Annotated in this window: 12 protein-coding genes and 1 pseudogene; 7 read left to right on the top strand and 6 right to left on the bottom strand. The window is 63.7% G+C overall.

Annotated features, from left to right (window positions below; all coding sequences use genetic code 11):
• Together QOI01_RS13895 and QOI01_RS13890 are read right to left on the bottom strand one after the other, a co-directional pair.
• Window positions 1-1100, bottom strand: a 1100-nt coding sequence (locus tag QOI01_RS13895) for an amino acid permease (RefSeq protein ID WP_526381797.1), incomplete at its 3' end; no start/stop codon positions are given.
• 992 nt (window positions 1101-2092) lie between these two features.
• Window positions 2093-2248, bottom strand: a complete 156-nt coding sequence (locus tag QOI01_RS13890) for a hypothetical protein (RefSeq protein WP_526381795.1) — start codon at window positions 2246-2248, stop codon at window positions 2093-2095.
• Between the two features lie 193 nt (window positions 2249-2441).
• On the opposite strand from QOI01_RS13890, the gene QOI01_RS13885 reads away from it, so the two are divergent.
• Window positions 2442-3452: a helix-turn-helix domain-containing protein gene (locus QOI01_RS13885; RefSeq protein WP_526381793.1), complete on the top strand. Its 1011-nt coding sequence runs from the start codon at window positions 2442-2444 to the stop codon at window positions 3450-3452.
• A 15-nt stretch (window positions 3453-3467) separates the two neighbouring features.
• Here QOI01_RS13885 and msrC read toward each other — a convergent pair whose 3' ends face one another.
• Window positions 3468-3959 carry a free L-methionine (R)-S-oxide reductase MsrC gene (msrC, locus tag QOI01_RS13880; RefSeq protein WP_526381801.1) on the bottom strand — a complete coding sequence of 164 codons (492 nt, stop codon included), beginning with the start codon at window positions 3957-3959 and terminating at the stop codon, window positions 3468-3470.
• 214 nt (window positions 3960-4173) lie between these two features.
• Window positions 4174-4431: a hypothetical protein gene (locus QOI01_RS13875; protein WP_526381791.1), complete on the bottom strand. Its 258-nt coding sequence runs from the start codon at window positions 4429-4431 to the stop codon at window positions 4174-4176.
• Between the two features lie 210 nt (window positions 4432-4641).
• Between QOI01_RS13875 and QOI01_RS13870 the strand changes: the two genes are divergently transcribed.
• Window positions 4642-5322 carry a hypothetical protein gene (locus tag QOI01_RS13870; protein ID WP_526381799.1) on the top strand — a complete coding sequence of 227 codons (681 nt, stop codon included), beginning with the start codon at window positions 4642-4644 and terminating at the stop codon, window positions 5320-5322.
• Window positions 5323-5331: 9 nt separating this feature from the next.
• Here QOI01_RS13870 and QOI01_RS13865 read toward each other — a convergent pair whose 3' ends face one another.
• On the bottom strand, window positions 5332-5793 hold the full coding sequence (locus QOI01_RS13865; protein ID WP_526381789.1) for a DUF202 domain-containing protein: 462 nt from the start codon (window positions 5791-5793) through the stop codon (window positions 5332-5334).
• A gap of 134 nt (window positions 5794-5927) precedes the next feature.
• On the opposite strand from QOI01_RS13865, the gene QOI01_RS13860 reads away from it, so the two are divergent.
• The 5 genes and pseudogenes from QOI01_RS13860 (at window position 5928) to QOI01_RS13840 (ending at window position 11195) form a co-directional block, all read left to right on the top strand.
• A complete protein-coding gene (locus QOI01_RS13860) occupies window positions 5928-7466 on the top strand; it encodes an arylsulfatase (protein WP_526381787.1) in 1539 nt (512 codons plus the stop codon).
• A 29-nt stretch (window positions 7467-7495) separates the two neighbouring features.
• On the top strand, window positions 7496-7837 hold the full coding sequence (locus QOI01_RS13855) for a hypothetical protein (RefSeq protein WP_526381785.1): 342 nt from the start codon (window positions 7496-7498) through the stop codon (window positions 7835-7837).
• A 272-nt stretch (window positions 7838-8109) separates the two neighbouring features.
• Window positions 8110-8544: pseudogene (locus QOI01_RS13850) on the top strand (response regulator); the annotation flags it as partial.
• A gap of 526 nt (window positions 8545-9070) precedes the next feature.
• A complete protein-coding gene (locus QOI01_RS13845; RefSeq protein WP_526381783.1) occupies window positions 9071-10153 on the top strand; it encodes a carboxylate-amine ligase in 1083 nt (360 codons plus the stop codon).
• Between the two features lie 193 nt (window positions 10154-10346).
• Window positions 10347-11195, top strand: coding sequence for a TIGR03620 family F420-dependent LLM class oxidoreductase (locus QOI01_RS13840; RefSeq protein WP_526381781.1), 849 nt, complete (start codon window positions 10347-10349; stop codon window positions 11193-11195).
• Window positions 11196-11692: 497 nt separating this feature from the next.
• On the opposite strand, the gene QOI01_RS13835 is transcribed toward QOI01_RS13840, so the two are convergent.
• Window positions 11693-13623, bottom strand: a 1931-nt coding sequence (locus QOI01_RS13835; RefSeq protein ID WP_526381779.1) for a DNA gyrase subunit A, incomplete at its 5' end; no start/stop codon positions are given.

The following is a 13623-nucleotide window of genomic DNA, read 5'->3' as shown; positions in this document are numbered from 1 at the left end:
GACATGTAGCGCCAGAGCATGAGCAGGGATGGCAGGGCAGTTCCGACCACGATGCCGAACCACGCAGTGCCGTTGCGATCGGTCCAGGCGAAGGCCCGTGGGAACAGATCGTCCTGTGCGATGGCCCGCGAGGTTTCCGTCACGATGAGGGTCCAGCCGTTGAGCGCTCCGATCCCCGAAATGACCGCGATCGCAGCGATGAACGTTCCCGCCCAGGCGCTTCCGGGGAACATCGCCTGAAAGGCATCGACGAACGGCGCCCCCGTCTTTACGAGCGCGCCTTGAGGAACCAGGCCCATGACCGCCGCGGTGACCAACACGTACAGCAAAGCACTTGCGCCGGTGCCTATCAGTGATGCGCGACCGACGTTCACGCGCGGGTTCGTCACCCTCTTGGCCGTGATCGCGGCGGCTTCGACCCCGATGAACGAGAACAACGCAACGCCGGCGCCGATGCCGATGCCGGTGTACACGCTGCCACCGGAGGCGTTGAACGGCCCGAAGTTGGCGTCGTCGACGAACAACCAACCGATGGCGCCAACGAACAGCAGGGGAAGGAACTTCAGGATCACCGTGACGTTTTGGAACCATGCCATCTGACGAACCCCGACGAGGTTCACGACCGCCGGGACCCACAACCCCACCAGTGCGATTCCCCAGTTCGTCAGTCCGCTGGGGTCCTTCAGTCCGAATAGCGCATCGACGTAGAAGACCCAGGAGGCGACGATTGCGGCGTTGCCCGCCCACGATGAGATCCAGTAGCTCCAGCCCACGAGGTAGCCGGCGAAGTCGCCGAACTCGTGGCGGGCGAATGCATACAGGCCGCCGTCGCTGTTGGGTACCCGCTTGGTGAGTTGACCGAACAACAGCGCCAATAGTGTTGCGCCCACGGCGACAACGGCCAGCACCAGAATGCCCAGGGTTCCGGCGCCGGCGAGCACCGCAGGCATGGTGAAGACGCCGGTGCCCACGATGCTACCGATGACGAGGCCGGTGGCCGAGGTCAGACCCAGCGCGCCCGCCTTGTGCTTGTTGCGCGGGGACAGCGGAAGCGGCGGCTTTACCACTGATTTAGACTCCGGCAGAGTTTCGGTACTCACAGGTCTCTCCCTCGTTACTCGTCGGTCGACGCAGAAGACGGCCAAGCGACTGGTGGGCCCGCAACCTTGAGCGTGCCTCCTCCAATTCAGACTTCAGTGCCGCGTGATATCTGACTAGGGCCTTTCGGCCCGCCGAACGGGGACCTTGGGTGGGTCAAGCCTCATGAGGCGCAAAGGTGGTCGTGGGTCATCAAGTCCTTTGCCCAGAGGACTTTAGCCCCTAGTAGCGACTCCCTGGTGGGGAGAGTATGAACTGCGAAACAGATTGTTGAGCAGAGAGATACGGTCTCGATGGGCGGCGACTTCCCGGATGGCGCGACAGTTGCGCCGTCGGAACAAGGGCCTGGGGGCCAGTCACGCCGTCGATGTCCTTGGTGGGTTACCGGACCGAAAGTACGGTGACTGCGCGACTCCAAGCCCGTGGTGCGGCTGCACGGGTTGTCCCGCCGCCCGCGTAATTCAGGTCCACTAGCGGCAACCGTCTATCGAGTTCCGACCGGTGGTCGGCCGGTGGTGGATCACTGCCTGTCGCGCCAGCTGGGTTACGCGACGTCCCGGGGAACTCGCGCCGGTCAGTGTTCATCGCGGTCGGCATGCTGCTGGCGGTCCCACTCGTCTTGCGCTTTCTTGGTCCATCCGACGCCTGCGTCTCTCGCGGCGTCGACCGCCGATCTGAGCCGTTCCCGGGAGACTGGTGTGTCTGCTTCCTGGGACTTGCTGGACGGCATCGGCCAGGTGTCGTACGGCGGCTTCCTGTTCGACAGTCCATCTGCAGTGCGGCCTGGACTTTCGAGGTTGGTCGTTCATCGTTGCTCCTGCGATTCCCGGGCACGGGTCACGTGCCGGGGGAGAATGCGGACACCGTGGTGACGGTGTTCAGACATGTGAGTGGGCGCGGCTCAGGACGAGGTCAACTGAGGGTGGCAATGACCTTTGAAGAAGGCGACAGCGTGCCCGGCTAACGAACGAGATGGGTTGTGATACTGCCGCGTTCAGATGATGGCTGAACGAGCGGTCACGCCAAGCACGACCGGAGGGTCCTGGATGTAGGGCCAGAAGCAACGGCCGCTCATGCGGTCGACGCCGGCGGAATCCGAACGGATCTCGGGGTGGTCGAACAGCTCCCATGTCGACATATCAAGCGTCACCCGGCGGAGTCCCATGGTGGACGGTGCGGTGAGCGAGACGTCGAAAACGTGTGGCGTTCATGACCTTCTTCGGGGCTTCCGCCTGCCGCGTTGCAGGTGGTTCGCATTGAGAATGCCCCAGCAGGCGGCGGCAGGTCTCGACATTTCCCGACAGTTTTTTACCATTTACCGACACGGTGATGGGAGTCACGGCATGGGCAATCTCATCCGCGCCACCGCGCTGCGAGGCTACCGCGACGTGGTGCGCGAGCTCGGTGGCGATCCCGATCCGTTCCTGGCGCGCTACGGCATCCCGGCAGGCATCGGAGTCGAGGACGATGCATTCGTCCCGTTCAACGCCTACGTTCACCTGCTGGAGGCCAGCGCCGAAGAACTTGCTTGCACGGATTTCGGATTGCGGATGGTGCAGTGGCAGGGGCTCGACATCTTCGGTCCGATCGCGGTGATCGCACGCAACGCGCGGACCGTGCTCGACGGCGTCCAGGCGGTCGCCCGCTTCCTCTATGTGCACTCGCCTGCGTTGACGCTGAGGCTCCTGCCACAGACCGAGAAGGGCACCGTCAAATTCGCGTTCGAGTTGACCGAACCCGGGTTACCTAATGTCGTCCAGGCCTACGAGGTCAGCATGGCCGTAGCTGCTCGGATCGTGCACCTGTTGGGTGGACCGCAGGCGCGGCCCCGCACCGTCTGGTTCATGCACCCTCAACAAGGCCCCAGTGCGTCCTACCAACAGGCATTTGGGTGCCGGGTGCGCTTCCACCGGTCGTCGTGCGGATTCGAGCTGTCGCGCAGGCTGGCCGACCGGCGCATCGAGAGTGCCGATCCCGAGGCTAGTCGCCTCGCGGCGAAATACCTTGAACGGAAATATCTTCCGCCGAGCGCGCCGCTGTCACACCGGGTCGCGCAGCTGGCCCAGCGGCTGCTGCTCACCGGACAGTGCAGTCTCGACGCGATCGGGCGCGAACTCGCCGTGCATCCACGCACTCTGCAACGCCAACTCGCAGCGGAGGGCATACGATGCCAGGACGTCATCGACCGGGAACGCCGCACGGCGGCGGCAACGTATCTGACAAGGCCCGGGCTCGAACTCGGCCAGATCGCGGGCATGCTCGGCTATGCAGAGCAGAGCGCGCTCAACCGCTCCTGCCGACGCTGGTTCGGCAAGACCCCGCGGGAGTTTCGAGCCGAGGTTGTGGGGCAGTAGAGGGGCTCGCGGTAATCATCGCCCTGCGTTGAAACTCGCTGATGTAGCGCCCCGCCGACTCCTCACGTCGAAAACCATGCGTGTCAGTCGTTGCGGATCTCGAAAACGCGCAGGACGGCCGGGTCCGCCGAGATCGAACACCCCGATGAGGTTTCCGTCTCTGATCAACGGGACGACCAACTCGGAATTGGTGTTCGCGCCGCAGGCGATATGGTCGGCCACCGCGTGCACGTCATCGACGCGCTGGGTCTGTCCGCTGCGGGCCGCCGCACCACATGCCCCGCGGTCGAGGCTGATCCGCACACACGCGGGCTGACCGTGAAACGGGCCCGCCACCACTTCGGTCCCGTCGAAGAAATAGAAACCGACCCAGTTGAGGTCCGGAAGACTGTGGTAGACCGGCGAACTCAGATTCGCCGCGTTGGCAATGCGGTCGTGTTCACCATCGACCGATGGCTTTGCCTGCTGCGCTAGATCCTGGTACTGCTCGGTCTTGCTGCCGGACAGATATGAAGCAGCGGCAATTACATGGACCGCCCTCGCCACCGCGCAACACGCCAAGGCGGCATTGGTGTACCCGCTGCCGATGCAGGCGCCCAGCCGTCGAACCGGACTGGCGAAGGCTACTGATTTTGGATTTCGCGACGCACCCGTCCCGATCGCATTGCCCAGCCGCCGCGCAGATGTCGCGGCAGCGGGCTTGCCTCTTCGGGAGGAGCGTCTAGCAGGGGTCGCCTGGTGGTGTGTAGTACGGCGCGCCTTCTGCTGTGTAGCAGGGAATCTCGTTGGGAACGTAGGGATAGTCTTGCGACGCGATGGCTACGGCCGCGGCGTCGCCGGCCACGTTGGTGCAGCCACCGACCGAGACGTGGCGTCCGCCTGCGGCGGCGCAGACGTCGGCCTGAGCTACCGGCGCTATCATCATCGGCGCAAGGGCCATCCCGGAGGCCATCATTAGCACTGCTGCCAGTTTGTTCATGTCAGAACCCTTCGCTGATGTACCGAATACCATGTGTATCGCCGTTGGCCCACGAATGTTTCAGTTTTAAGCAAACTGCTGTTCGTCACGATCGATGATGTGTGTCGGGGCGGGACGGTTCCTGCGCGTCGGCTGTTGGAGGAAAGCGGTGTCGCCTGACATCCCACGGCTAGGTCGCCGCTCTGACACGATGTCGCGATGTCCACACCCATGAAGCCCGCATCCAATGCTGGGCCGAGCCTGCATCAGCTGACGACACCGCGAGCGGCGGCGGTGGCGGGCATGCTGTTCGCTTTCCTGTTCGGCGCCACGATCATCCTGCTCCGGCTGAAAATGCCTGAGGGAGTGGGAGACTCAGCGGAGTGGGTGGACTCGCACGGTAGCGGCGTCGTGACCGCGACCAAGCTGATGCCGTTTGCGGGCATTACGTTTCTGTGGTTCATCGGTGTGATCCGAGACAATCTCGGGCACTACGAGGACCGGTTCTTCGCATCGGTGTTGTTTGGTAGCGGCCTGATTTTTCTGGCGATGATGTTCGTCTCGACAGCCATTGCCGCCGGACTGCTGGCCAGTAGCAACGGCGTCACCGATCCAGGTGCGCACGCGGAGGTGGCGAGTTTCGGGACGGCGATGGTGGCGTCGACATGCAAAACCTATGCCGTCAGGATGGCGGCGGTGTTCATGATGTCGCTGGCCGCAATCTGGCTCAAGACCGGGCTGATGCCGCGCTGGCTCATCGGCGTCAGCTATCTGGTTGCTGTTGGCCTGCTGATCGCAGGTGACGTCTCGATGTGGTTGACGTTGGCGTTTCCCGGCTGGGTGCTGGTGGTGAGCGTGTTGATTCTGCTGCGCTCCGGTTTCATCGAAGATCAGCGCGCCAGCCAGCAATGACCAGCGCAGCTACCACCTGAAGGCGACGGCTACCAACGCGAGTCCGCCGAGGAAGGCGATGAACCCGGCCATGACACCGGCAATGGAGTACGGCATCGGTCCGGCTTCGGCCTCGAGGGCTTTCATCTGTTGGCGGTTTTGAATCCATGCCAGCGCGACGCCGGTGAGGCCGACGACGATCATGATCATTCCGATGACCCAGGGACTCAAGATCGGCTCGCGACGCCGCTCCTCCGTCGCGAGGTATTCGAAGAATTTGTAGATGGTGAAACCAAAAGCGATCAGGGACATGCTTGTTCGGATCCAGGCCATCAGGGTGCGTTCCTGGGCCAGGCGAGTGCGTTGCGCAGCGAGTTGGGTGGATACGTCTAGGGGGTGGTCCGTCATGGCTCCCGTTCGGCCTGCGTCGAGGTGGTAGTTGGGACGCGCAGTGGGCCGCAGAGCTGTGCCCGGCGCTATCGAGCCTGCCACAGCGCCTCTCATTCTCTGGGCGTTCGCCCCGGCGGGGATGGTTGGTTTGGAACAGATCACGGGTTGGGCGGGTAGCGTCACCTCCGCGCCCAGACCATGCGCCCGATCATCTGATGCGAGGAGCGTGCCCTGTGGTGGGTAAGAAGAAGCCGAACATCGTCATGATCATGGCCGATGACGTGGGCACGTGGAACCTCAGTGCGTATCACCGCGGGATGATGGGCGGGTCCACCCCGAATATCGACAGGATCGCCCGCGAAGGTGCCCTGTTCACCGACTACTACGGCCAGCAATCGTGCACAGCGGGACGCGCGGCGTTCATCACTGGCCAAAGTCCGTTCCGCACAGGGCTTTTGAAAGTTGGCATGCCCGCGGCCAAACAAGGCATCCAGGACTCCGACCCGACGATCGCCGAACTCCTCAAGCCCCTGGGCTACACCTCGGCGCAGATCGGCAAGAACCACCTCGGTGATCGCAACGAATACCTGCCCACCGTGCACGGCTTCGACGAGTTCTACGGCATCCTCTACCACCTCAACGCCATGGAAGAGCCCTACGACAACGAGTACCCGAAAGATGCAGAGTTCCATCCCCGGTTCGGTCCGCGCAATATCATCGACACCAAGGCCACCGATGTCGACGATCAAACCGAGCACCCGCGCTGGGGCCGGGTCGGCAAACAGACCATCGACGACGGCGGTCCCTTGCCTCCACACCCCGGCATGGATCCGGCAGCCACCACCAACATGGAGGACGTCGACACCGAAATCACGCGGCGCTCACTGGACTTCATCGACCGCTCCGCAGCGTCGGACACGCCGTTCTTCCTGTGGCACAACGCCACCCGATGCCACGTCTGGACCCACCTGTCGTCCAAATGGGACGGCAAGAGCGGGTTCGGGCTCTTCGCCGACGCGATGATGGAACTGGACTGGGAGGTCGGCCAGATCCTCGACAAGCTCGACGAGCTCGGCATCGCCGACGACACCATCGTGCTGTTCACCAGTGACAACGGCGCCGAGGTCTTCAGCTGGCCCGACGGTGGCAACCACCCGTTCCGCGGCGAGAAGGGCAGCACCTACGAGGGCGGCTTCCGCGTGCCCATGGTCGCCAAGTGGCCCGGCGTCATCGAGCCCGGCACCATCGTCAACGAGATCATGGCCCACGAGGACTGGCTGCCGACACTTCTCGCCGCGGCCGGCCAACCCGATGTCAAAGAGGCGCTCCTGACCGGTCATGCGGCGGGCGAGAAGACGTTCACCACTCACCTCGACGGGTATGACTTCACACCCTTTTTCACCGGCGAGCTCACCGAAGGTCCGCGCCGCGAGTTCTTCTACTTCAGCGACAACGCCGACCTTATGGCGGTGCGATACAACGCCTGGAAGCTCAACTTCAAGACCATCGTCGGCAACCTCTTCACCGGGAAAGAGGATTCGACCAACGTTCCGGTGGTGACCAACCTGCGACAGGATCCATGGGAGCGCTACCAGACCGAGGGCATGCTCTACGGCCGCTGGTGGGGCGAGAAGCTGTGGACCATGGTGCCCGCCATCACCATCGTCGGAGAGTTCCTCGCGACCTTCGCCAAGTATCCGCCCAGCCAGGCCTCCGGCACACTTAGCGTCGAGAAGGCCCTGGCCATGTTGCAGGATGGCACCCTCAAAAACTAGCCGGGCCGGTCGGTTCCTCAGTAGGCCCCTTGATCAACCTGCTCAGCAATAGGGGAACCGATGATTCACCGCTCTCGATCGATGCGGAGACTGGCCGCCGCAGCAGCGATCTTGGCGTTTCGCCACGATCCCCGGCGCCGTCGATCACGCAACGCAGCGGCACTGCCCACGCAGACGTCTGCGCCAGCGCCAGTGGTCAACGCGTGACCACCACCGGATGCGTCGATATCGCCGGGGGTATCGATTACTACGCGCCGCCTCCGGCCTACTACGCCCCCATGCCAAAGGACTTCGACGCCTTCCCTAACGTCACCACTTGCATCTGCGCGATGGGACGACGCGGACACGTCACCGCCACCGGCTGCAACTAGCCCGCGATGGTCTAACCACCAGAACGCGACCATCACTACCCGACACGCGGCGAGGACTTCACCGAGCTCCTTAGCGGCGTCGGCATCCATTCCGCCTTCGGCGCGCGGTGTCAGTTGTACAAACTGGCGGGACTCACCAGGGGACCACGACCAAGAGCCCAGCGACCAGGCTTTCAGCGATCGCCGGGCGGCGGCCCTATGCTTCCACCCTGCGCTGTCGCGTCTGCCTCAGCGTCGCCTGCCTCGCCCGGCCCCTGCGAAAGGCACCTGCCATGACCTCGGCTCAGCCTATTGATGTACTGCTCGTTGAAGACGACGCTGGTGACGAGATGATCACCCGAGAAGCCTTCCAACAGAACAAGATCGCCAACAAATTGCATGTCGCCCGCGACGGCGCAGAAGGCTTGGACCTTCTCTACCGCCGCGGCGAGCACCACAACGCCCCGCGACCCGACCTCATCCTGCTCGACCTCAACCTGCCCAAATACGACGGCCGGCAAATCCTCGAAATACTGAAAACCGACCCCACCCTGCACCACATTCCCATCGTGGTGCTCACCACCTCGACGGCGCAAGAGGACATCCTGCGCAGCTGCAAACTGCACGCCAACGCCTACGTCACCAAGCCCGTCGACTTCGACCAGTACCTCAAGGCCGTCCGCCAAATCGACGAATTCTTCGTACAGGTCGTGCGGCTGCCGCCGCGTGCCTGGCAGACAAGATCGCTGAGCCCTCACGCGAGACTCTCGATGACGGTTCAGCTTCAAGCACACCAACCGTCCAGCGGCCTCGCGGCGTCGGTTCATGGCATCGGACAGAGGGCCGGTTGGCGGATTTCCCTCCAGCCGGGCCAACTGTCGAATTACGAGCGTCCCGAGTCCTCGCTCGCAAGAAAGTGGACACGAAAGTGAGAATCACCGGCGTGGACATCGATTGAGAATGTCGGCATTGGCGCAGGTCAAAACGTCAGTGATGGACACAAGGTTGAGAAGTCAGCGCCTGTGGGGCACACCCACGCCATATCTGACTCGAACGAGCGACCCGACCTCGACGACGTGATGACGCCGACCGAGGAAGCCCACCCAGACCGCCGAGAGCACGCCAAAGAGACAAAACACCTTGACGACGCCGAACTCGCGCAATCCAACGGACGTTTACCTCTTGACGGTCGGGTAAATACTCCTGAGATCGCTGTTAAGACTGCTGTCACCGCCGGAGCCTAAGGGGACCGCCATGCGGACAATGGGCGTCGAGGAAGAATTTCACCTGGTCGATCTGGACACGCGTCGACTCACTGGGCAGGCCCCTGAGCTGTTGGCGCGCCTATCCGATAACTACGTCGCCGAACTGCAACGATGCGTGGTCGAGATCAACAGCGCCGTCGTCGACACCCTTGAGGGTCTGCGCAACGATCTTGTCCTCCATCGCAGCACCCTGGTCGACGCGGCCGCCGAGGCTGGAGTCGGAGTAGTCGCCGCCGGTTCGGTACCGCTGGCGGTGCCCGCTGAATTACAAGTCACCGCCACCGATCGCTACCGCCACATTCTGGCTGACTATCAGCTACTCGCCCGAGAGCAGCTCATCTGCGGCACCCAGGTACACGTCAGCATCGACGACCGCGACGAAGCGGTAGCCATCGCACAACGAGTCGCGCCCTACCTGCCGGCGCTGCTGGCACTTAGCGCCAGCTCACCGTTTCAGGCCGACGGGGCCGACACCGGGTATGCCAGCTCCCGCACGCTGTTGTGTCATCGGTGGCCCACCACCGGGCTGGCCGCGCCGGTGAACACCGCCGCCGAATACGATCAACTGGTCAACGATCTGGTGGCCACCGGCGTGATCTCCGATGCCGGCATGGTGTATTTCGATGTGCGGCCTGCCAATTCAGCGCCCACACTGGAACTGCGCATCTGTGACAGCTGCCCATCGGTCGACACGATCGTGCTCATCGCGGGTCTTTTTCGGGCGTTGGTCGACCATGAGAGTCAAGGACTACATGCTGCCGAACCCGCGCTCACTGTCCTGCCCCCGCTGGGCCGCGCAGCAGTATGGCGGGCGGCGCGCTCGGGCCTGGAAGGCGAACTTGTCGATCTGGCCGGTCCGATCAACCGTCCTGCGGCATCGGTGATCACCGATCTGATGAACCGCCTACGACCACAGCTCGAAGCCACTGGCGACTGGGACGACGTCGCTGACCTCACCCGACACGCGCTGGCATCAGGAACCTCAGCCGCACGCCAACGCAAATCCCTGCAGCAGCGCGGTCGCCTCTCCGACGTTGTCGATCAACTGATCGCCGACACCTCGGCCGGATAGCCCACGGGGTGGTGGACTGATCCGGCTGATGGGGGCCACGGCTCGCCTTCATCGGCGCGGCTACTAGCAGGGCATGAACCGGGATACATAGTGACCCGGCGTCATCCAAGGCACTTCGAAGTCTTCATGCGTGGATCCGACGGTTACGGGTCCTTGGGGGAATAAGGCGGAGGGGAGCGACGTCGAGGGTGGGGTGACTACTCCAACGCTCGGGCGTCATGGCGCCTATCTGCTCGTCCAGGACTACGAGAAGCGGTCGCTGGCCTCCCGCGTCAAGAGTCTTGAAGATCTCGGGTACGGCACGATCTGGATCGCGGGCAATGCGCCTGGCGACCTGGCCATCCCCGAAGCGTTCCTCGCAGAGACGACGTCGGTGGCGGTCGGCACGGCGATCGTGAACGTCTGGTCGGAAGCCGCCGATCAGGTAGCGGAGTCGTTTCACCGCGTGGAGGAGCGCCATCCCGGCCGGTTCGTCCTCGGCGTCGGCATCGGGCATCGTGAGATGACTGGCGACGCCTATCAGAAGCCGTTCCCGACCCTGGTCAAGTACGTCGACCGGTTGCTCGAACTCGGTGTACCCGGTGACCGGATCATCTTGGCGGCGCTGCGATCCAAGGCGCTTCAGCTCGCGAAGGAAAAGACTGCCGGAGCGCTTCCGTACTTCACGACCGTCGAGCACACGAAGAAGGCGCGTTCAGCGCTGGGCCCCGACCGAACGCTGTCGGTCGTGCAGATCGTCGCCCGCGACGATGATCGGGCCGCGAACCGGTCCGTCGCACGCGAGCACTCCAGGCTCTATCTCGGACTGCAGAACTACGTGAACAACTTGAAGGAGACGGGCTTCCCGGATTTGCGGGTAGGTGACGACCCGGGCGACGAACTCTTGGAAGCGCTCATCCCTCTCGATGGCGTCGACGCGAGCCTCCGACGGATCGGCGAACACTTCTCAGCCGGCGCCGATCACGTGGCGATCATGCCGCTGCCGACTGCACACGACCCGTTCCCGGTACTTGAGGAATTCGCCACGAAACTGCAGCCCTAGCATCTGCGTGTCTGTTCGGCGGAGCTGCCCGGTCTAGCCGCAGACACCTGCCTCAGGGGAGGGGTGACTCATCGTGCGGGGCTCATCGTGCTGGGTGTGGGCTGTAATCGCGGTGATTGTCGGTCTGGGCGCGATGATGCTCTATGTGCCGAGTTTGATGCCTCCGGCGATAGCCGCCGGGTCATTGTCTCGATCAGCTCATCCGTCGATCCCCGTGGGGAGTTTGAGAAGTCACAGGATTCGCGCGGCGGCTGTCGGTTCCCAAACTTCGTGTCATCGTCCCAGTTTCTACGTCATCCCGGCGTCATCAATGACACGAAAGTGAGACTCATGCAGCTCTCGCCAGCGAGCGGCGATAGCGGACGCGGAGACACGATTCGTCCTCCATGAACCTCGTTGTCGAGAACGACGAGGCCTTGGCGAAAGCTCACGAGCAATTTGAAAGGCCTTCTCGAAGTGCTGCAGGCCGATACGGTTGGCCGCCGCCTGCCTGCCGTCTACGTGGCAGGTGCTATTTCGCCGCCGGAGCCCTTGACCGAAGCCTTGGCGCGCTTCTCGGCCCGTACAGCCCTCTTGCCCCGCACGAACCCGGTCGCCGAGACCGCCGCCGATAGCAGAGCAACCTCGCCATTGACCAACGGATGGAAACCGACGCCGGTGCCACCGCGGCCCTTTACTGGGATGTCGGCGACCTCGGTCACCTTCCAGCCCTTCTCGGATATCGACAAAATGGCTTCGCCGTTCTCACACGTAAGCGGCAAGGCAGCGATGACCTCGTCGCCATCGGCGGCCAGCTTCACCCCGGCGACACCGTTGCCTGCCGCGCCCTGCGGATTCACGGCGGCGGGATCGATTCGCAGCACCTTCCCGCGTCGCGTCACCAATGCCAGATGCGATCCGGGTGCGAGCACCCCAGAGCGCAGCAGCCCGGTGATGTCCGGCGCTACCGGGATGTCGCGGATCTTGTAGGGCAGACCGTTGCCGGCGGTGAACTTGATTCGCCCGTCGGTCCACACCGCCCAGCCCAGTCCCGATGTCAGCAGATCGCCGTGGCTGTCGGAGAACACGCCGCGATCATCAAGTCGCCACGCGGCGTTGGACTTACGCTCACGAGGGCCATCCTCGTCGGCACTCGATGCGATGGGTGTGGCCTCGAAGTCCAGCACGGTGCGACGATCGAATTCGGCGCCCTTGAACAGTTTCGCGGTCTCAACGAGCTCGTTGTCGATCACCACTCGACGCGCATCGGGATTCGACACCAATTCCGTCAGCTCGAGGAACTCGGCGTCCAGTCTCTCCGCTTCTGCCTGCAGCTCGATGACGTCGAGCTTGGTCAACCGCCGCAGCTGCAGCGCCAGAACGTAATCAGCTTGTCCGAGGTCGATCGCGAACCGATCCTGCAGCCCCTGGCGGGCCTCGTCGACGGTGTCGGATCCACGAATCACCGCCACCGCTGCGTCGATGTCGAGGTGGATGGTCATCAGGCCGGACACCAGATGGCGCCGCGCGGTGACCTTCTCCAGTCGATACTCGCTGCGGCGCAGCACCACCGAATCGCGCAGGTGCAGGAATGCGGAGATCAGTTCCCGCACCGACCACCAGCGAGGCACTCGATCCTCATCGAGCGCGACCAAACTGGCGGCGAACGTCGACTCCAGCGGCGTCAGGGCGAGCAGCTGCTCGCGGATCTGCTCTGCACTGTGGCCGCGTTTGGCAGTGACCACGATCCGCAGCCCGTTGCGACGGTCGGTCAAATCCGACATGTCGGCCACACCGGGCAGCTCGCCCGACTCGACCAACGCTCGGATCCTCTCTTGCACGGTATTACTCGCGACACCGGGCGGCAGCTCGGTGATGACGACGTTCCTCCCGTCCACGGATACCGTGCCACGCACGATGAACGCCCCGCGGCCGGTGTTCATGTACTCCCGCAGCCCGGCCGTGCCGACCACGGTGGCGCCGCAGCCCCAGTCGGGCCCAGGAATGAGTTTCACCAACCTGTCGTCGGTCATGTTCGGGGTCTTCAGCAGTGCCCGGCAGGCGGCCATGACCTCGCGTGGATTGTGTGCCGGTACCTTGGTGGCCCACCCTTCGGCGATGCCGACCGCGCCGTTGCAGAGCAGAACCGGCCACCGCGCCGGCAGCACCGTGGGTTCGGTCCATTCACCGTCGAAGGTCTGCACCATCGGCACTGCGTGGTCGTCGAGTTCGGCGGTCAACGCCGCACCGGGTGCCGACAGCCGCATCTCGGTGTAGCGGTCAGCGGCGGGAATGTCGCCTTGGATGCGGGGGAAAGCGCCTTGTCCGTCAATGACTTTCACGCGCTGGAATTCGGCGGCCATCAGGGCCGCTGCCCCGTACATCGACGCGCCGCCGTGTGGGTGCAGGTTGCCGGTGACGGCGGAGCAGACCTTGGAGGACTTCTGCG

This window comes from Mycobacterium sp. (assembly GCF_032162605.1).
In the GTDB taxonomy this organism is placed as follows: domain Bacteria; phylum Actinomycetota; class Actinomycetes; order Mycobacteriales; family Mycobacteriaceae; genus Mycobacterium.
Note: the sequence above shows the minus strand (reverse complement) of the source record. Positions and strands in the feature narration are given on the sequence as shown.